The sequence below is a fragment of the Streptomyces sp. NPDC020780 genome (assembly GCF_044334475.1).
Lineage (GTDB): Bacteria > Actinomycetota > Actinomycetes > Streptomycetales > Streptomycetaceae > Streptomyces.
Genome location: NZ_JBIRTB010000005.1, coordinates 281202 through 301442, shown reverse-complemented (window position 1 = coordinate 301442; position 20241 = coordinate 281202). Strand labels below are relative to the sequence as shown.

The 20241-nt window shown below is 70.4% G+C and carries 14 protein-coding genes; 7 read left to right on the top strand and 7 right to left on the bottom strand.

The genetic code is table 11. From position 1 onward, the window contains the following. Positions 1–4: 4 nt before the first annotated feature. From ACH4VO_RS12005 to ACH4VO_RS11990, 4 genes are all read left to right on the top strand, one after another. Positions 5–1519: a glycoside hydrolase family 32 protein gene (locus ACH4VO_RS12005; protein WP_360988072.1), complete on the top strand. Its 1515-nt coding sequence runs from the start codon at positions 5–7 to the stop codon at positions 1517–1519. Between the two features lie 62 nt (positions 1520–1581). Beyond that, positions 1582–3030, top strand: coding sequence for a glycoside hydrolase family 32 protein (locus ACH4VO_RS12000; RefSeq protein WP_360988070.1), 1449 nt, complete (start codon positions 1582–1584; stop codon positions 3028–3030). Then, the gene (locus tag ACH4VO_RS11995; RefSeq protein WP_360988068.1) at positions 3027–3983 is read left to right on the top strand and encodes a PfkB family carbohydrate kinase; all 957 of its coding nucleotides are present in this window, start codon (positions 3027–3029) and stop codon (positions 3981–3983) included. The genes ACH4VO_RS12000 and ACH4VO_RS11995 overlap by 4 nt, the downstream gene beginning before the upstream one ends. A 461-nt stretch (positions 3984–4444) precedes the next feature. Beyond that, positions 4445–5749: a YncE family protein gene (locus tag ACH4VO_RS11990; RefSeq protein WP_360988066.1), complete on the top strand. Its 1305-nt coding sequence runs from the start codon at positions 4445–4447 to the stop codon at positions 5747–5749. 735 nt (positions 5750–6484) lie between these two features. Here the strand turns inward: ACH4VO_RS11990 and ACH4VO_RS11985 are convergent. Then, complete coding sequence (locus ACH4VO_RS11985; RefSeq protein WP_360988064.1) at positions 6485–7918, bottom strand: endo-1,4-beta-xylanase; 1434 nt, start codon at positions 7916–7918, stop codon at positions 6485–6487. 1281 nt (positions 7919–9199) lie between these two features. On the opposite strand from ACH4VO_RS11985, the gene ACH4VO_RS11980 reads away from it, so the two are divergent. From ACH4VO_RS11980 to ACH4VO_RS11970, 3 genes are all read left to right on the top strand, one after another. Then, positions 9200–9643: a hypothetical protein gene (locus ACH4VO_RS11980; protein WP_360988062.1), complete on the top strand. Its 444-nt coding sequence runs from the start codon at positions 9200–9202 to the stop codon at positions 9641–9643. Between the two features lie 133 nt (positions 9644–9776). Further along, positions 9777–10934, top strand: a complete 1158-nt coding sequence (locus tag ACH4VO_RS11975) for a pyridoxal-phosphate dependent enzyme (RefSeq protein ID WP_360988060.1) — start codon at positions 9777–9779, stop codon at positions 10932–10934. Further along, on the top strand, positions 10934–12277 hold the full coding sequence (locus ACH4VO_RS11970) for an MFS transporter (RefSeq protein ID WP_360988058.1): 1344 nt from the start codon (positions 10934–10936) through the stop codon (positions 12275–12277). The genes ACH4VO_RS11975 and ACH4VO_RS11970 overlap by 1 nt, the downstream gene beginning before the upstream one ends. Positions 12278–12523: 246 nt before the next feature. On the opposite strand, the gene ACH4VO_RS11965 is transcribed toward ACH4VO_RS11970, so the two are convergent. From ACH4VO_RS11965 to kdpA, 6 genes are all read right to left on the bottom strand, one after another. Then, complete coding sequence (locus ACH4VO_RS11965) at positions 12524–13681, bottom strand: site-2 protease family protein (RefSeq protein ID WP_360988056.1); 1158 nt, start codon at positions 13679–13681, stop codon at positions 12524–12526. A 170-nt stretch (positions 13682–13851) separates the two neighbouring features. Further along, positions 13852–14673, bottom strand: a complete 822-nt coding sequence (locus ACH4VO_RS11960) for an ABC transporter permease (RefSeq protein ID WP_360988054.1) — start codon at positions 14671–14673, stop codon at positions 13852–13854. Then, positions 14670–15650 carry an ATP-binding cassette domain-containing protein gene (locus tag ACH4VO_RS11955; protein ID WP_360988052.1) on the bottom strand — a complete coding sequence of 327 codons (981 nt, stop codon included), beginning with the start codon at positions 15648–15650 and terminating at the stop codon, positions 14670–14672. The genes ACH4VO_RS11960 and ACH4VO_RS11955 overlap by 4 nt, the downstream gene beginning before the upstream one ends. Positions 15651–15811: 161 nt before the next feature. Further along, complete coding sequence (gene kdpC, locus ACH4VO_RS11950) at positions 15812–16429, bottom strand: potassium-transporting ATPase subunit KdpC (protein WP_360988050.1); 618 nt, start codon at positions 16427–16429, stop codon at positions 15812–15814. A gap of 18 nt (positions 16430–16447) precedes the next feature. Then, entirely contained in the window at positions 16448–18577 is a 2130-nt protein-coding gene (gene kdpB, locus ACH4VO_RS11945) for a potassium-transporting ATPase subunit KdpB (protein WP_360988048.1), read from the bottom strand. Then, the gene (kdpA, locus tag ACH4VO_RS11940; protein ID WP_360988046.1) at positions 18577–20241 is read right to left on the bottom strand and encodes a potassium-transporting ATPase subunit KdpA; all 1665 of its coding nucleotides are present in this window, start codon (positions 20239–20241) and stop codon (positions 18577–18579) included. Before kdpA ends, kdpB begins: the two co-directional genes overlap by 1 nt.

Here is a 20241-nt window from a genome sequence, read left to right as displayed (position 1 = left end):
TCCCATGACCCATGTCTCGCGGCGTACCGTGCTCCGCTCCCTGGGCGTGGCCGCACTCGCTGCCGCAGCCACCCGGATACCGGTCGCCTCGGCCTCTGCCGCCGGATCCCTGCGTGCCTTCTACCACATGACGCCACCGGCCGGCTGGCTCAGCGACCCGCAGCGACCCGTCCACGCGGGCGGCGAGTACCACTTGTACTACCTGCACAGCGACCAGAACAACGCGCCCGGCTGGTGGCAGCACGCCACCACGACCGACAACGTCTCCTTCACCGACCGCGGCACCGCCATCCCCTTGCAACCCGACTTCCCCGTATGGACCGGATCCGGTGTCGTGGACAGCGCCGACACCGCCGGTTTCGGGGCGAACGCCGTCGTCGTGCTCGCTACCCAGCCCACCGACGGCGACCGCTACGACCAGGAGCAGTACCTCTACTACTCGACCGACGACGGCTACACCTTCACCGCCTACGGGCCGCCCGTCATCGACAACCCCGACCACAACGACTGGTTCCGCGATCCGAAGATCCACTGGGACGCCGCCCGCGGGAAGTGGGTCGCGGTGATCGGCCGACAGCAGAGCATGTGGTTCTACACCTCGCCCGACCTCATCCACTGGACGCACACGTCGGTGTTCGGCTACGCGAGCCCCAACATCGGCGGGTTCGAGTGCCCGGACCTCTTCGAAATGACCGCCGACGACGGCACCCGCCATTGGGTGCTCGGCGCCAGCACCCAGGGGGACTACAGCGGCTTGCCCGACACCTACGCGTACTGGACCGGCAGTTGGGACGGGACGACCTGGACGAGCGACAACCGCGATCCGCAGTGGCTCGACTGGGGATGGGACTGGTACGCGGCCGTCACCTGGCCCGACGCGGCGGCCCCCGACACCCTTCGGTACGCCCTCGCGTGGATGAACAACTGGCAGTACGCGGCCCGTACCGTCCCCACCGACCTCAGCGACGGCTACAACGGCCAGATGTCCGTCGTCCGTCAACTGAGCCTGGCCCGACAGCCGGAGGGGTGGTACACGCTGCTCTCGCAGCCCGTCCCGGCGCTGCGCCACCATGTCACCCGCACCCTCCCCCTCGCAGACGTCACCACGTCCACGAGCGCCGACCTCCCGTACCAGGGAACGGCGTACGAACTCGAACTCGACATCAGTTGGGACCAGCTGAACAACGTCGGAGTGTCCGTCGGGAACTCGCCGGACGGACAGCGGCACACCAACATCGGCGTCTACCAGGGCTCCCTCTACGTGGACCGGGGCCCCTCCGACCGCGCGGACTGCACCTTCGGCAGCCACAGCCAGAGCAACGCACCCATCGACCCCGCGGCGCGCGACGTGCACCTGCGCATCCTCGTCGACAAACAGAGCGTCGAGGTCTTCGTCAACTCCGGCCACACCGTGCTCTCCCACCAGGTGTACTTCCAGTCCGGCGACAGTGGTGTGTCGGTGTACGCGGACGGGGGCAGCGCGACGTTCTCGGGCATCACCGTGCGGGAGTTCGGCTGAGCGACGCAGCTGGACCGGACGCGCGCAGAGAACCCACTCCGTCGACCCGAAGGCACGACACCGTGAGCACTCACGACCACCGGGAGCCGAACCCCGGCCCCCATTTCCCCGCACTGCACCCGCGCCCGGCCAAGGGCTGGGTCAACGACCCCAACGGCATGGTCTTCCACGACGGCCGCTACCACGTCTTCTTCCAGTACAACCCGCACGACGCCCGGCACCGCGACATGCACTGGGGCCATCTCGTCAGCACTGACCTCCTGCACTGGCAGGAGCTGCCGCTCGCCCTCGCCCCCACCCCGGGGGGCGTCGACGCCGATGGCGTGTGGTCCGGCAACGCCCTGTCCCACGACGGCCGTCTGACCGTCTTCTACGCGGCCCGGCGCGACGACCGCCCGTTCCAGCCGGTGGCCGCGGCCGACTCCACGGACGGAGTGCGCTTCGCCAAGAGGCCAGGTCTCCTGGTGCCCGAAGCGCCGCCCGGCCTCCGGATGTTCCGCGACCCGTATGTCTGGCGCGACCGGTGGGACGGGCGGCCGCGCATGCTGGTCGGCGCGGCCACCGAGGACGGCCGCGGCGCGGCGGTGCACTACACCTGCACCGCACCGGGGGATCTGAGTGGATGGACTTACGAAGGGCTGTTCTTCACCCACGAACCGGTGGAACTGGCGGACGGCCGTACGACCGAGGAGGGCTGGGAGTGTGTGCAGTACGCTCCGCTCGGCGCCGACGGCGGGGCGCTCCTGGTCTCCTGCTGGGACCCCGAGCAGGGTGCGCGCGCCACCGCGGCCTGGCCCGGCCGGGAGACCGAAGACGGCACCTTCGAGGCCACCGGACCACCTCAACTGCTGGATTACGGACCGGACTTCTACGCCCCCGCAGTACTCCACGCCCCCGACGGCCGGCTGCTGCTGTGGGCCTGGGTCTGGGAGGCGCGCGACGAACCGCGTGTGGGCGCGCCGGGGCAGTGGATCGACGAGGTGGGCTGGGCGGGGATGCTCTCGTTCCCCCGGGAAGTGACCCTGGGTGATGACGGTTCGGTGTGCCAGCAACCGGCCCGCGAGCTGGATGAGCTGCGCACGGGCGAACGCCGGGTCCAGGCCCGGGGGACGGGCTCGGCCGAGCTCGGGTCCGTGCCGCATGCCTTCGACATGCGGGCCGAGTTGAGCGGAGGCAGCGGGCTGCGGATTGTGACGGACGGGACAGGTGCGGAGTATCTGTCGCTCACCCGCGACCCGGCCACCGGCGACGTGATGGTCGACCGCGACCGCGCGAGCCACGACCCCCGTGCGAAAAATGGCAGGTGGCGCCTTCCGGCTCCGGTGGGCGAACCGGCCCGCATTCGGGTCCTGGTGGATCACTCGGTGTGCGAGGTGTTCACGGACGAGGGACGCTCGCTGACCGTGCGGTTCTATCCGGTGGGCGGATCGGGATGGCGCCTCATGGCGACCGGCGCCGACGCCCACGCCGTCGACGCATGGGAGCTCCCGATGTCAGGTGGTGCCCGATGACCGCCCTCACTCACACACCGTCCGGCGGTCCGCCGGTCCTTGTGGTCGGTGAGGTCCTGGTGGACCTCGTCTGGCGGCGTGGTGGCGGGGACGTCGCGGTGCGGGCGGGCGGCAGCCCGGTCAACGTGGCGCTCGGGCTGCACCGGCTCGGCCGGCCGGTGCACGCCGTCACCTGCTGGGGCGACGACGTGCCGGGAGAAGTCATCGAGGACTACCTCGCCCGGACCGGGCTTCCGGTGGAACGGGCACCCTCGGCCAGCGGCCGTTCGACTGTGGCCCTGGCACAGGTCGACGAGGAGACGGGCGGCGCCCGCTACGACTTCCTCGCCGCCTGGGACCCGCTGGAACTGGCGGTGCCGGCGGACACCGTGATGCTGCACACCGGGTCCCTGGCGATCGCCGTCGAACCCGGGGCGAGCCGGGTGCGGGAAGCCGCGAGGACGGTACGGGGGCAGGGCGGCACCGTCGCCGTCGACCTCAACGTACGGCCGTCCGTGCTGCCTGACCGCGACGCGTACCGCACCGCGGTCGGGCAGGCAGCCGCCGTCGCCGACGTGGTCAAGGCCAGCGAGGAGGACTTGGCCTGGTTGTGGCCGGACCGGAGCCCCCGACGCAGCGCCCGCGCGCTGCTCGCGCTCGGACCACGCCTGGCCGTCGTCACCCTGGGCGCCGAGGGATCGTACGGGGTCACGGCCGACGCCGAGGCGCACGCCACCGCGCCCCGTGTCGACGTCACGGACACGATCGGCGCGGGCGACGCCTTCCAATCGGCATTGCTCGACGGACTGTTGGACACCGGTCACCGAGTGTCCTTGCCTCAGGGCCAGGACGCCTTGGCGCGGCTGCTGTACCGAGCCTCCACTGCCGGGGCTCTGGCCTGCACCGCCTCGGGGGCCCAACCGCCGTATCGCGACGCACTTGTGGCCGCCACCTCGAAGGGGCCCCGCACCTGAGCATCCCGGGCACCACCGGCGACGGCCCCCTCAATCGCCGAACTCAAGGACGACAGCACACCCCCTCACCCACGCCCAGCGCACCGACCACGGAAGCGACGGTTGCAAGTCGACCGTGCCCAGCCTCGACGCACCGGCCACGTGAACAACCCCAGCACCACGATCGCCCTGCCCGACGGAGTAACTGCTGCGCCCTTACCACCCCGGCACCGTGCTGCGCGGCCCGCTGCCCGGCCGCGCAGCCCCGGTCGGCACTTCGGCGGCCTGCAGGCTCCTGGAATGCGCGACCAGGAATGCTGTCGCCGCGAGGGTGCCGCTTCCTACTGCAGTGATCCCTGATGTCCTGGGAGGAATCGCGATGGCACCCTGTTCAAGTTCCCGTCCCCTGGCTACGTTACCTCCAGTAACAGATGCGGGCCTGTTCGACGGCGCGCCGCCCACCCCTGCCTCTGGAGTCCCCCATGACACGTTCCGCTACCCGTCCTCCCCGCCGCCGAGGCCCCCTCGGCGCGGCCGTCCTCACCGCCGTGGCGATGACCGCAGGCTTACTGACCGCCATCCCGGCCTCGGCCGGCGCGAGTGATATCCCGCAGCAGGCACGGAAAGCCGGCTCGGAGGAGCTCAAGGAGGTGTTCTTCGTCGGCAACAACTGGGAGGGCACCGCCGACGTCATCAACTCCCGTGGCGACTACGCCAAGATCGGCCGGATCGACATGATCCCCGACAAGAAGGAGCGCCTGCGGGAGATCTACCTCAACCCCGTCAGGCTCGCCTTCTTCCTCGGCATCCGGCTCGGCCCCGGTGAGGGGCATGATCAGTACGTCGACGACATGTACACCACGACGGACGGCACGTCCGTCGTCGCCTCCCGGCCGAGTTTCGCCGACGTGGTCTCCATCGATGTGGAGACCGGCAAGATCAACTGGCGCTTCCCGGTGTCCGGTTTCCGCTCCGACCACATGGCGGTCTCCCCCGACGGCGCCCAGGTCGCCGTCTCCTCCTCCCTCTCCAACACCGTGCACGTCCTCGACATGGTGACGGGCAAGGAGGCAGGCAACTTCACGACGGGCGACAAGCCGCACGAGAACGTGTACACCGACGACGGCAGGTACCTGTGGAACATGTCCATCGGCGAGGTCAACACCGACATGGACGCACCCTGGCAGGACTTCACCAAGGGCGACCGCCGCATCACCGTCGCCGACGCCAAGACCTTCCAGGTCAAGAAGATCATCGACATGCGCGAGCGGCTCGACGCCTTCGGCCGCAAGGACCTGTCCGACGCGCTGCGCCCCGTCGCCTTCACGCCTGACGAGTCGAAGATGTACTTCCAGGTCTCCTTCTTCAACGGGTTCGTCGAGTATGACGTGCGCAACGACAAGATCACCCGAGTGAAGACGCTGCCGAAGAATCCGGAGACCAGCGACGAACGCACCACCTTTGTCAACGACTCCCGCCATCACGGCATGTCCATGAGCCCCCGGGGTGACAAGCTCTGCATCGCCGGAACCATGGACGACTACGTCACCGTCGTCAATCGCGAGACGCTTCAGGAGGGCCCGCTCGTCCCCGCCTCCAAGCCGTACTGGGCCACCGTCAGCGGGGACGGTAAGCACTGCGTCGTGTCCGAGAGCGGCACCGACCAGGTGACGGCGATCGACTTCGCGACCGGCGCGAAGGTCACCTCGATCCCCGTCGGCGACCACCCGCAGCGGGTCCGCCTCGGCCACGTCCCCACGGACTGGACCGGCCCCGCCATCGGCTGAGACGCTTCGGAGCCCGAACCTCGCGCCGCCGTGACGCGAACCCGTCGCACCCGGAGGCTCCCCGCCGAACCGGGTCCGACGGTACAAGCGGACGCAGGCCGGGCGATCCCGTGGCACCAGGGCCAAGGTCCGTCCCCATCGGATCGGACGGCATCGGTCCGCCCCGCGGACGGCCGGATCGCCGTCCTGAACGCGGTGCTGTCGCTGTTCGGCGAGTTTCGTGCATCTCCCTCGGTGCGTCCTGTCGACCGTCGCGCGAGACGCACAGGGCAACCCCCTGGCTCTGCTGAATTCGCAGGGACCGCCAGTGTGTCCGGTAACGGCGCAGGGGCGGAGTGGGGGAGCGGCCCGGGGCGCGACGTCCGGACTCTGTACCGCGCCCGCGTCGAACGGCTGCCGCAGGACACGCGTGAGTTGCTCCTGCTCGCGGCACTCGAGGGCTCCGGCGACATCCGCGTCCTCGAGAACTGCGGGCCGGCGGCATCACCTACGTGGAGGTGGTCTCCGCGCCGGTCGGTCGTCTCGTCCTCGGCCGGCGCGGGCAGTGAAGGCCTTCGAGCCGGCGGAGCGCGGAGGGAGAAGAGACGATAGCGGTGTGTGGTCGAGCCGAGACGGCGGAGAAGTGACCGGGCCGCCTACGCCCGGGTCCGTTCGTCGAGCGCGGGGCCGGACACCGAGCCCTGCCGCGAGGGTCGCCGCCATCACGGCGGCGACCCGGGACCGTCAGCGATGTCCTCAGGTGCGGGTCCAGCGCTGATTGCTGCCGTTCGAGCAGGAGTAGAGCTGGATCAGCGTGCCGTTGGCGGTGCCGGCCGCGATGGCGTCGAGGCAGAGACCGGACTGGACACCCACGATGGATCCGTCGGAGTTGAGGCGCCATTTCTGGTTGTCGGCGCCCCAGCAGCTGTAGATCTGGACCGCGGAGCCGTTGCCGGTGCCGCCGGCGTCCAGGCACTTGTCGCCGTAGACTCTGAACTCGCCGGCGTCGGTGTACGTCCACTGCTGGTTGGTGCCGCTGTGGCAGTCCCACAGGTGGAGCTGGGTGCCGTCGGTGGTGCTGGTGCCGGGTACGTCCAGGCACCGGCCCGAACCGACGCCCTTGATCTGGCCGGACCCCGCGGGGGGCGTCGTGGTGGAGCCGCCGTTGAGCGCGTTGAGGACGGCGGTGTAGGCGGCCTTCTTGCTGCCGTCACCGTTGAACAGCAGCGGCGTGTCCTGCGATCGCCAGGAGTCGGTGTCGCGCACACCCCAGACGGTGATGCCGAGGCAGCGCGGGACGGCCAGGCAGTCGTTGGTCACGGCGGCGTAGGTCGAGGCCGAGGCGCCCTGGATGTCGAGTTCGGTGACGGCCACGTCCACGCCGAGGGCGGCGAAGTTCTGCAGGGTGGTGCGGAAGTTGCTGTTGTAGGGGCTGCCGCTGTTGAAGTGCGACTGGAAGCCGACGCAGTCGATCGGCACGCCGCGCTGCTTGAAGTCCCGGACCATGGCGTACATGGCCTGGGTCTTGGCCCAGGTCCAGTTCTCGACGTTGTAGTCGTTGTAGCAGAGCTTGGCAGCAGGGTCGGCGGCGCGCGCGGCGCGGAAGGCGGCCTCGATCCAGTCGTTGCCGGTGCGTTGCAGGTTGGAGTCCCGCCGGGCTCCCGAAGAGCCGTCGGCGAAGGCCTCGTTCACGACGTCCCACTGGGCGATCTTGCCCTTGTAGTGGGCCATCACGCCGTTGATGTGGTCGATCATCGCCTGGCGCAGGGTGCTGCCGCTGAGGCTCTGCATCCAGCCGGGCTGTTGGGAGTGCCAGGCCAGGGTGTGACCGCGCACCTGCTTGCCGTTCTGTACCGCCCAGTTGTAGACGCGATCGGCGGCGGTGAAGTTGAACTGGCCCCGCTGCGGTTCGGTGGCGTCGATCTTCATCTCGTTCTCGGCCGTCACCGAGTTGAACTCACGGCCCGCGATCGTCGTGTACGTCGAGTCGCCCAGCTTGCCTGAGGCGATCGCGGTGCCGAAGTAGCGGCCGTTCTGCGCCGCCGCGGCGCCGAGCGTACTCTCGGCCGCGTGTGCGGCCGGCGGCGCGACCAGTGCGGTGACCGCGCCGAGGACGCCGACGACCAGTGCCAGCAGCAGGCCGTGCATTTTTCGGCGGACAACGGGTCCGGTAAGGGCGTACGAGCCCATGACTGTGCCTCCAAGGTGGAATTCACGGAAGGACCGAAGCGCAGAGATTGCGTCGTCCGCTCCCCTTCGGCGGACGGACGGACGGGCGGACGGACGGGGCGGGCCGGGACCCGGGCGATACGCGATCACCGGGCACCGCAGTGGGGGGACGGGGCGATCCTTGACACCGGCACGGGGTACTCCATCGCAGCTCAGCCGGGGGATCGCCACCCGGCGTCGCCTCCCTCTCCGACTGCGTGGAGAGCCAGGGACGCACTGGTGCGAACCTCACCGGAACGAAACGGGGTGGCGCGGGTTGCTGTGGAGCGGGACCGGTAGTCCAGTGGTGCGTGGATCTGCCGTGCGGCACGGATTACCCAAGGCCGGAGCAGTTCGGGATGTCGAACTGTGGCCGGTTTCCCAGACAGAAATGATTGAGGTATTGGCAGTGCATCGTCAACACTCCGCACAGGAATAGTTTCTGCGTTTGTTCCGAAACTTTCGAAACCCCGGGAACCCTGGAGAATCCGCCTGTTGTGACCGGGCAGGTCTGGTAACCGCGGACAGATCGGCGAGTGGGGGTGAGGTGCCGACGATGTGCGTGCCGATCAGCCCTGTGAGCGGCCCCGCTCCGGTGGCGCGGGATGATGTGACTCGGCCGTGGGCGGGTGTGGTCTGCGACGTTTTCTGTACAGGTTCCCGCGAGTATTTCGGCATCGGTTCCGACACATGCGAGAGGTGCCGAGGCTGTTCGCCGGGCACCTGTCCTTGCATTACATGACACGTCAGTCTTTGCCTCGTATGTCACGCCGCAGCTCGGCGCTTGAGTCCGGCCGTCCGTGAACGCGACCGAACCGGAACGCGGATACCGCCCCGGTTCGGAAGTGGCCCGGCTCCCGCGTTCGCTCAACGCGGTCGCCGGTGCAGTTCAGCTCTCCGGATCCCAGCCGCCGCGCGGAGCGGCCACAACCCGACTCGTCTGTCAGGGAGGCGAGTTGAGGTCGACCTCGGGCGTTGAGCTCGGTCACGGCCTGGTCGATGCGGGTCTTCGCGGTCAGCGGGCTGATCACCTGCCGTGGGCGATCCGGGTGTCGGACGGGCCTGCGTGCCCGAGGCGACCGATGTGGCGTTCGAGGCCGTGAGGTCCTTCGGTGCTGAAGCTTCCTTCGCAGCAGGCAGGGCGTGCTCCGGCATGCCTGCACTTCGAGCGTTGTGCCGCCGACCGTGGCCTCCGTGCCTCGAACGAACGACTGACAGGTGAAGAGACGTGACTATCGGTGAGTGTGGTCTTACGTTAGGTAGGTGATCGACTTCCGGCGGGCCTGGGCGCGGAGACTGCGACGTTGCCGCGCCGTGCTGCTGCCCGTCCTGATCGTGGTGATCGCCGCCCACATCACCGGGGCCGGCCACAGCGCCGCCTTCACCGGGGCCCACATCTTCATCGACACCGCGTGCCCGCAGACCGTGGCCGCGGCGGCGCACGACGGGCCGGGTCACCGGGCGGAGCCGATGCCGGCGCACGAACACGGGCCGGACGCACATGGAGACCACGCCATGGACCGGCCACGGCCCGCGGGCGCCTCGGCAGAACCCCTTCCCGTCGGGATGGAAGGGATGCCTGCGGGGCCGGCCGACGATGCGACCGGCCCGGGCGTCCTGTCGGGGCAGAGACCGTTCCGCTCGGAAGGCTCCGCTCCACGACGCCATCATGCCGAGCTGGCTACGCGCTGCGTCTGGCGCCAGTAGGAAACCCCCGCACACCGCACCCCCATCCGCCGGCTTCCACGCCGTCGGCACGGAAGCGGTGTGCCCGCGCGTCCTACTGACCCACCGTCCGCCCCCGCACCCAAGAGCCGGGGCGCGAAGGAGCACGCACCTCATGAATCCCGCCACCCTGCTCGACGACCTCGGGCCCCTCGCTCTCACTTCGGCCGACCCGGCCTCGTTCGCACCCGTCCCACCCGTGGTCCGCCACCCCGCCCAGCTCGTCGGATCCACCCCCGTCCTCTGGGTCGACCAGCCCTTCGCCCCGCCCGGTCGCGGCTTCTTCGCGAAGCTGGAAGGCCGCAACCCCGGCGGGATCAAGGACCGCCCGGGACTGCACATGATGCGCCAGGCCCGGCTGCGCGGCGAACTGCTGCCCGGCGACCCCGTGATCGAGTCCTCCAGCGGGACCCTCGGCCTGGGCCTGGCGCTCGCCGGGATGACGTACGGGCATCCGGTGACCGTGGTCACCGACCCCGGCATGGAACCGTCGCTCGTGCGGATGCTGACCGCGCTCGGCGCCTACGTCGACCAGGTCGACCGGCCGCACCCGACCGGCGGCTGGCAGGCCGCCCGCCGGAGCCGGGTCGCGGCGCTCATGGCAGCGGCGCCGGGCGCGTACTGTCCGGACCAGTACGCCAACCCCGACAACGTCGCCGCCTACCGGCCGCTCGCCCTGGAGCTGATCGCCCAGCTCGGCCGGGTCGACGTCCTGGTCGCGGCGGTCGGCACCGGCGGCCACTCGGCCGGCATCGCCGCCGGACTGCGGGAGATCACACCGGACCTGACTCTCATCGGGGTGGACTCGGTCAACTCCGCGATCTTCGGGCAGCCCTCCGGTCCCAGGCTCATGCGTGGACTCGGATCCAGCATCCACCCCGACAACGTCGACTACGCGGCGTTCTCCGAAGTGCACTGGGTCGCACCCCGGGAGGCGGCCCGGGCGTGCCGGCGGCTCGCCCGACGGCACTACGTCTCCGGTGGATGGAGCGTCGGCGCGGTCGCAATGGTCGCCGGCTGGGCGGCCCGCACCCTGCCGGCCGGGACCCGGATCGCGGCCGTCTTCCCCGACGGCCCGCACCGCTACCTCGACACGATCTACAGCGATCCGTGGTGCGACGAGCACGGGCTCCTCGACGCTGACATCCCCGAGGAGCCGGATGAGATCGCCGTCCCGGACGAGTGTGTGGTGACCGGCTGGACCCGCTGCTCGGACGTACGCGACCCGCTCGCCCGCCTCCCGCGCCCCGCCGGCCGAGCGGTGGGTGCGTGATGAGGCGACTGCGGGCGCGGTGGGCGTCCTTCGACCCGGCCGCGCGCATGCTGATGGTCAACCAGTTCGGCATCAACCTGGGCTTCTACATGCTCATGCCGTACCTCGCCGACCACCTCTCCCACGGCCTCGGGCTCGCCGCCTGGACCGTCGGCCTCGTCCTGGGGGTGCGCAACCTCTCCCAGCAGGGGATGTTCCTCATCGGCGGCACCCTCGCCGACCGCTACGGCTGCAAGCCGATGATCCTCGCCGGGTGTGCCCTTCGGACCGTCGCTTTCGCCCTCCTCGGCGTCGCCCAGTCCCTGCCCGCGCTGGTGGTGGCCTCGGCGCTCACCGGATTGGCCGGGGCGTTGTTCAACCCGGCCGTACGCGCCTACCTGGCCGCCGAGGCGGGGGAGGAGCGGCGGGTGGAGGCGTTCGCCGTCTTCAACGTCTTCTACCAGGGGGGCATCCTCGTCGGGCCGCTCGCGGGACTCGCCCTGCTGGCCTTGGACTTCCGGGCCGTGTGCGTCGTCGCCGCAGCCGTCTTCGGCCTGCTCGCGGTCCTTCAGGCGCGGGCCCTGCCCGCTCGTCCGCCGGCCGACCGGGACGCACGCTCCGCCGTGGGCGCGGTGCTCGCCGACTGGCGGTCCATCGCCGCCAACCGGCCCTTCCTGCTGTTCGCGTGCGCCATGTCCGGTTCGTACGTGCTGGCCTTCCAGGTCTACCTGGCGCTGCCGCTGCGGGCGCGGGAGTTGTTCGGCGGGCAGACCGGCCTGGTGACGGGGGCGGTGTTCGCCGCGTCCGCGCTCGCGGCCCTGTCGGGGCAGCTGAGACTCACCGCCTGGGCCGAACGCACCCTGACCGCGCCGAAGGCCATCGCCTGGGGACTTGCCGTCATGGGGCTCGCCTTCCTGCCGGTCCTGCCCTCCCCCGGCCAGGGACCGACAGGCACGATGACCGGTGTCATGGCCCTCGGGCTGTGTGCGGTGCTGCTGGCCTGGGGCGGGGCGCTGCTCTACCCGTTCGAGATGGACACCGTGATGCGCCTGTCCGGCGAGCGACTGGTGGCCACGTACTACGGCGCCTACAACACCGCCTCCGGCATCGCCATCGCCGTCGGCAATCTCGCGGTCGGCGCTCTCTTCGACACCGGGATCGGCTGGCTGCCCTGGGCGGTGCTGTCCGCCACCGGGCTGCTGTGCGCGGGAGCCGTTGTCGTCCTCGGGTACTCCGGCGTCCTCGGCCGGCCCGAGGTGGTGGTCCCAACGGCGCAGGCCGGTTGCCACGCGTGCGCGGCCTCCGCGCCGGCCCCACTCCGCGGTGGCCGGCGCGGCCGGCTGGGGGAGACCGCCGGTGAGTAGCACGCTTCGCCGGCGTTTTGGACTCCGGCCCCGAGCACGCGCTGCGCATCGCCCGGGCGCGGCAGGGCCGGCTGAGAGCCTGTCGGGTGGCCTCTGGCCGAGCGGCCAGGCCCTCGCACGCACGCTTCCCGCGTTTTGGCGCCTTGGAATCGCACGCATCGGACCGCGTCCGCTTTTCGATCCCAGGTCACCCGACAGGCTCTGAGCCACTTCGTCAACCTGCCCGACGACACGGACACCGGCGGGTCAGGGGCCGCGCCCCGCCGGTGCGTCCGGTGGGGGCCGGCCCCGTGGACCCGGGTGACGGTCGCCGGCCCCGGCGAGGTCCGCGCCGGTGACGACGCCGACGACGTGATGATGATCGACGACCAGGAGGGGGCCCGCGGGAGACATGGCGGCGCGCTCCAGGACGTCGGTCATCTCCTCGTCCGGACGGGCCAGTACACACCGCTCCAGCGGTGCGGCGAGATCCCGGACACGGGTGGCCGGCCTGCGAGCGTCGGGGACGGCGCGTAGGGCGGGCACCGTCACGTAGCCGGTGGGACGGCCGTCGAGGTCGGTGACGGGGATCACCGGACGGTCACGGGCGTGCCACGCGGTCTCGGCCAGGAATCGGTCGACGCTCTGCCACTCCGGCCCCGTGATCGCGGGCCGCATGACCTCGGACACCCGCAGCCCGCGCAGAGACGCGAACAACTGGGCGCGCCGGACCTCTGCGGAAGCGACCACCATCACGAACAGTCCGACCAGACTCAGCCACAGACCCGCCCCGGCTCCGTGCAGGAACTCCAACAGGCCGCCCGCCGCCAGGACCGTTCCCGCGACCTGTCCGCAGCGGCCGGATGCCTGCGCCGCCCGCTCGCGATCGCCCCGCACGCGCCAGATCAACGCCTGGAGCACCCGGCCACCGTCCAGGGGTGCCGCCGGCAGGAGGTTGAACGCCGCGAGCACGATGTTCGTCCATCCACCCCAGGCCAGGACCCCAGCCGGCAGTGGCCAGTGCAGGACGTCGCTAGCCAGGGCCGAGCCGCCCAGGCACAGGCCGCCGAGCACCAGGCTGATCACGGGACCCGCGGCCGCCACCAGGCCCTGGCTTCTCGCGGTGGTGGGGGACGCCATCCGGGTCACGCCCCCGAGGGCGAAGACGGTCACGTCCTTCACCGCGATCTTCGATCGTCGTGCGACGAGGGCGTGACCGCCCTCGTGAGCGATCAGGCTCGCCGTCAGCAGCAGCGCTCCCACGACCGCCCAGAGCCGGTAGGCGAGCGGGGAATGGCCCGGGGCCCAGGCCGGCAGGGCGCTGCCGGCCAGTCCGACACCCAGTACGAGGACCAGCAGCGGCGCGCTCCAGTGCAACCGCAACGGCACACCGGCGATGTGCCCCAACTCGAGCGAACCGTTCATCACATCCTCCACCCCACCCGGTGGGGCCGACCGTTCCGCTCTCCCCATTGTGGGTCCGCCGGCCACGGGTGGCCAGGTCCGGCCGGCCCTCGACGGAGGCCGACCGGACCTGGCCAGGGGTGGCCGACCTTCGAGGAATGCCTTTCGTCCGCCGTCCCGACCCGCGGCCCTCAGACGACCCGGCGGTAGAACCACACGCCCAGCGGCGCGAAGACCGCCACGATCCCGGCGTCCCAGACGAGTGCCTGCCACACGTCGCTGGTGGCCGGGCCGCCCAGTACCAGGGTCCGCACGGCCTCGGCGGTCTGCGAGACCGGTTGGTGGTTCGCGAACGCCTGGAGCCAACCGGGCATGGTCGCCACGGGGACGAACGCCGAGGAGGCGAAGACCAGCGGTGCGAGCACCGGGAAGGCGGCGGCCTGCGCGGTCTCCGGGTCCCCGACCCCCATGCCGACCACCGCGAAGATCCACGACATGGCGAAGCCGAACGCCAGGACCAGTAGCACACCGCCCAGGAACGCCGGAACGCCGGCGTGGATACGGAAGCCGAGGGCGAAGCCGACGGCGGTCATGAGCGTCACCACGAAGACGTTGCGTGCCAGGTCGGCGGTGGTCCGGCCGACCAGCACAGCCGAGCGGGCCATGGGCAGCGAGCGGAAGCGCTCCATCAGCCCGGTCTGCATGTCGGTGGCCAGCCCGATCGCCGTGTTCATCGAGCCGAAGACGGCGGTCTGCACGAAGATCCCGGGAATCAGGAAGTCCACGTAGGAGACACCGGGCGGCAGCGACGGGCTCACGACACCGCCGAAGACGTAGCGGAACATCAATACGAAGACGAGCGGCTGGATGGTGGAGAACACCAGCAGCCGTGGCACCCTGCGCAACGCTATGAGGTTGCGCCAGGCGACCGCCGAACCATCTCGGACCGTGGCGGCGATCCGGCTGCTCGGCCGCTCTGCCGGCAGGGAGCGCCCGGTGGTGGTCGTGGTCATTCCGTCCCCCCTGGGGCGGCGGCGCCCGCGCCGGGACCGGTCCGTGTGCGGTGGCCGGTCAAGGCGAGGAAGACGTCGTCGAGACTGGATTCGCGCACAGTGACGTTCCGTGGGACGTGCCCGTCGGCTTCCAGCAGGTTCAGGATGCCGCGCAGCAGCTCGAAGGCGTTCCGGCAGGGCAGCCTCAGCCGCGAGCCGTCCACCTCCGCCGCTTCTCCGAGTCGTCCTTCGATGGTGGCGGCTGCCGTCACCGCCCGGCCCCGTTCGCCCATGTCCAGTTCGATCACGGTGTTGCCCAGGCGGACCTTGAGGGCGGCCGGCGTGTCGTCGGCGATGAGGCGTCCCTGGTCCACGACGACGACCCGCTCCGCCAACTGGTCCGCCTCCTCCAGGTACTGGGTGGTCAGGAGGACTGTGGTCCCCTCACTCACCAGTTCGCGGATCAGCTCCCACAGGGCGTTGCGACTCTGCGGGTCGAGGCCGGACGTCGGCTCGTCGAGGAAGAGGAGTGGTGGCTCTGCGACCAGGGCGGCGGCGACGTCGAGACGGCGCCGCATGCCGCCCGAGTACGTCCGCACCGGGCGGTCCGCGGCCGCAGTGAGGTCGAAGCGGTGCAGCAGGGCGCTCGCCCGGGGACGGATCCGGGAGCGGGCCAGCCGGCTCAGCCGGCCGATCAACCGCAGGTTCTCCCGCCCGGTCAGGTTGGGGTCCACGGCCGCGTACTGACCGGCCAGTCCGATCAGCCGCCGCACCTCGGCGGCCTCCCGCACCACGTCGTGCCCGAGGACCTCGGCGCGCCCGGCGCTCGGGTGCAGGATCGTCGTCAGGATCCGCATCACGGTGGTCTTGCCCGCACCGTTGGGGCCCAGCAGCCCGAAGACCTCCCCGGGCCGGACCTCGAAGGTCAGCCGGTCGAGGGCCACGAGAGATCCGAAGCGCTTGCTGAGGTCGTCGACGCTGATGGCGGCTCGCTCCATGGGCTGCCTCTCACTCGAGGTGGCCGTCGGCTCCGGCCGGGTCTCGCTGTGGTCCCCTCATTCTGGCCTCGAACCGTCCTCGGCGCAGGGCGACGCGACGCAGGGGCGCGCCGAGACAGCGCGGGTGTGCGGTGGGCCGGCTTCGACCCCGGGAGAGCGGTTCACCCGAGCCGGGCCAGGGCGTGGTTGAGCTGCACAGTGTTGACATGCTCCTGGCCGAGGAAGCCGAGGGCGCGCCGTTGGCGGTGCGCGGTGACCAGGCCGCGAACGGTGGAGCGTGGGAGCCCCCGTGCCCGGGCCACGCGATCGACCTGCTCGTACGCGTAGGCGGGGGAGATGTCGGGGTCGAGTCCGGAACCGCTCGCGGTGAGCGCGTCGGCGGGTACGTCACCGGGTGGCACCCCGTCGAACGCGGAGAGTGCTGCGCGGCGCTCCTTCGCTCGTGCCACCAGCGTCGGATTGTTGGGACCGAGGTTGGAGGCACCGGAGGCCAGAGGGTCGTACGAGCTGGTGGAAGGGCGGGGCTGGAACCATTTCGGGTCGGGGCGGCCGGTGCCCTCCCCGTTCTGGAGGAGGGGGAAACTCTGGCCGATCAGGCCGGAGGCCACGGGCCGCCCACCCGTGTCGATCAGCGATCCGTTGGCGTGATGCGGGAAGGCGACCTGCGCGATGCCGGTGACGGCCAGTGGATAGGCGAGTCCGGTGACCACGGTGAAGACCAGCAGCATCCGCAGCGCTGCCAGGTGCTGCCGGAGGACGGGGCCGAGTGGACGGGACATGCCGAACCGCTTTCTGGATCAGTGCAGGCCGGGGACGAACGGGACGAGCAGGTCGATCAGTTTGATGCCGGCGAACGGAGCGACCAGCCCTCCCACGCCGTACAGCCAGATGTTGCGGCTGAGCAGCCGTGACGCCGACGAGGGCCGGTAGCGAACGCCACGCAAGGCCAGCGGGATCAGCGCCACGATGATCAGGGCGTTGAAGACGATCGCCGAGGTGATCGCGGACGTCGGACTGTGCAGACGCATGATGTCGAGCCGGTCCAGACCTGGATAGACCGTCGCGAACATCGCGGGGATGATCGCGAAGTACTTCGCGACGTCGTTGGCGATCGAGAAGGTGGTCAGGGCTCCTCGTGTGATCAGCAACTGCTTGCCGATCGCGACGATCTCGATGAGCTTGGTCGGGTTGGAGTCCAGGTCCACCATGTTGCCGGCCTCCTTGGCCGCCGAGGTACCGGTGTTCATGGCCACGCCGACATCTGCCTGGGCGAGCGCGGGGGCGTCGTTGGTACCGTCTCCGGTCATCGCGACCAGCTTTCCGCCGGCCTGCTCCCGCCGGATCAGCCTCAGCTTGTCCTCGGGCGTGGCTTCGGCGAGGAAGTCGTCCACGCCCGCTTCGTCGGCGATCGCCCGGGCGGTCAGTGGGTTGTCGCCGGTGATCATCACGGTGCGGATACCCATCTCGCGCAGTTCGCCGAAGCGGTCCCGCATACCGGCCTTGACGACGTCCTTGAGGTGGATGGCGCCGAGCACGCGGGCCGAGCACCGGCCTTCGCTGCGCAGCACTTCGCCGACGACCAGAGGTGTGCCACCGCCGGCGGAGACACCGTCGACGATTCCGCCGACGTCCGGGGTGGGACTTCCTCCGGCCTGACGCACCCAGCTCATCACCGAGGTCGCGGCGCCCTTGCGCAGGGAACGTCTCTCCCGTCCGTCGTCGAGATCCACCCCGCTCATCCTGGTCTGCGCCGTGAACGGCACGAACCTGGCGTGGGCGAGTTCCCCCTCGACGCGGCCGCGCAGCGCGTGCTGTTCCTTGGCCAGTACCACGATGGAGCGGCCTTCAGGGGTTTCGTCGGCGATCGAGGAGAGCTGGGCGGCGTCCGCGAGTTCGGCAACGGCCACTCCTTGTACGGGCAGGAACGCGGCGGCCTGGCGGTTGCCGAGGGTGATGGTGCCGGTCTTGTCCAGCAGCAGGGTGTTGACGTCGCCTGCGGCTTCCACGGCCCGTCCGGACATCGCGAGGACGTTGCGCTGGACGAGCCGGTCCATCCCGGCGATCCCGATCGCGGACAGCAGCGCGCCGATCGTGGTCGGGATCAGCGCGACCGTGAGAGCGACCAGGACGACGATGGGCTGTTCGGCACCCGCGAAGGTCGCGAAGGGCTGGAGGGTGACCACGGCGACCAGGAAGACGATCGTCAGGGACGCGAGCAGGATGTGCAGCGCGATCTCGTTCGGCGTCTTGTGCCGGTCCGCGCCTTCGACCAGTGCGATCATCCGGTCGACGAACGTCTCACCGGGTTGTGAGGTGATCCTCACGACGATCCGGTCGGAGAGGACTTTCGTGCCTCCTGTCACGGCGCACCGGTCACCGCCGGATTCCCGGATCACCGGGGCGGATTCGCCGGTGACGGCCGACTCGTCCACGGAGGCGATGCCCTCGACGACGTCGCCGTCCCCCGGAATGACCTGTCCGGCTTCGACCACCACGTGGTCTCCCGGGCGCAGCCTCGCCGCCGGGACCTGTTCCTCTGCCGCGTCGCCTCCGCCGCGGGGCCGGTCGGCGAGCCGGCGGGCGGTCGTCTCGGTCTGTGCCCGGCGCAGGGTGTCGGCCTGTGCTTTACCGCGTCCTTCGGCGACGGCTTCAGCCAGGCTGGCGAAAACAGTCGTCAGCCAGAGCCAGACGGTGATGACCCAGGCGAAGACGCTGGGGTTCCGGATGGCTGACGTGGTGGTCAGGGCCGCTCCCACCTCCACAACGAACATCACGGGGGTGCGGGTCATCACGCGCGGGTCGAGCTTGCGCAGGGCCGTGGGAACCGATCGCAGCAGGAGACGCGGATCCAGCAGCCCGGAGGAGACGGACCGCGGTGGTCGGTCAGCCGTGCGGGAGGGGGAGAGCCGCCGGTCACCCGTGGTCATCAGCGCAGTCCCTCCGCGAGCGGTCCGAGCGCGAGCGCGGGGAAGTAGGTGAGCCCGACGACGATGAGGATCACGGCCGCCAGCAGGCCGACGAACTGCGGCCGGTGCGTGGGCAGCGTGCCCGCGGTCACCGGCACGTGCTGCTGTCCCGCCAGGGAGCCCGCCAGGGCCAGTACGAAGATCACGGGGAGGAAGCGGCCGAACAGCATCGCCAGACCGAGTGCGGTGTTGTACCAGGTCGTGTCGGCCGACAGACCCGCGAAGGCCGAGCCGTTGTTGTTGGCGGCCGAGGTGAACGCGTAAAGGACTTCCGAGAAGCCGTGCGGACCGGTGTTGAGCATCGCCGCTCGCTCCCCCCGCAGCGCCATGGCGGTACCCGCTCCGATCAGGACGACGGCCGGCGTGGTGAGGATGTAGAGCGAGGCGAACTTGATCTCTTTGCCGCGAAGCTTCTTGCCCAGGTACTCGGGGGTCCTGCCGACCATCAGACCGGCGATGAAGACGGCGACGACCGCGAGGATCAGGATGCCGTAGAGGCCCGAGCCGGCGCCGCCCGGGGCGATCTCACCGAGCATCATGTTGAAGATCGTCATTCCGCCGCCACCGGGCGTGTAGGAGTCGTGGGCGCTGTTGACCGCACCGGTCGACGTCAGCGTGGTGGAGGCGGCGAACAGGGCCGAGGCCCAGATACCGAACCGCTGCTCCTTGCCTTCCAGCATGCCGCCCGCCGCATGTCCCGCGGCGCTGCCGATGCTGTGGAGTTCGTTGACCGTGATGATGGCGACGGAGGCGGCCCAGACGAGGACCATGACGGACACGATCGCGTACCCCTGACGGTTGTCGCCGACCATCCGCCCGAAGGTGCGCGGCAGGGAGAAGGCGATCACCAGGAGGAGGTAGATCTCGATGAGGTTGCTGAAGGCCGTGGGATTCTCGAAGGGGTGCGCGGAGTTGGCGTTGTAGAAGCCACCGCCGTTCGTGCCGAGTTCCTTGATCGCCTCCTGGGAGGCGACCGGCCCGCCCGTGATCGTCTGCCGGCCGCCCGCGATCGTGGTCAGGTCCTGTGCGCCGTGCAGGTTCTGCACGGCGCCCGTGGCCACCAGCACGATCGCGAAGACGAACGCCAGGGGCAGCAGCAGGCGCACGACGACCCGGGTCAGGTCGACCCAGAAGTTGCCGACCCGGTCGGTCCCGGTCCGGGTGAAGCCGCGGATCAGGGTGGTGACGACGGCGATGCCGACGGCGGCGGACACGAAGTTCTGCACGGCGAGCCCGGCCATCTGGACCAGGTGTCCCAGCGCGGACTCACCGGAGTACGACTGCCAGTCGGTGTTGGTGACGAAGGACGCCGCGGTGTTGAACGCCTGGTCGGCGTCCATGTGGGGTGTGTCCGGAGAGAGCGGCAGGTGGTTCTGCAGGCGCAGGAAGCCGTACAGGAAGAGCACGCAGACGGCGGAGAAGGCCAGGACGCCACTCAGGTACACCGCCCACCGCTGGTCGGCGTCCGCGTCCACACCTCCCGCCCGGTACACCAGGCGCTCGACCCGCCAGTGCGACGGTGAGGTCAGGAGCCGTGCCATGTGGTCGCCCAGCGGACGGAAGGACAGAGCCAGCGCTCCGGCCAGGGCGAGGATCTGAAGACAGCCGGCGAGCGCGTCCGTCAC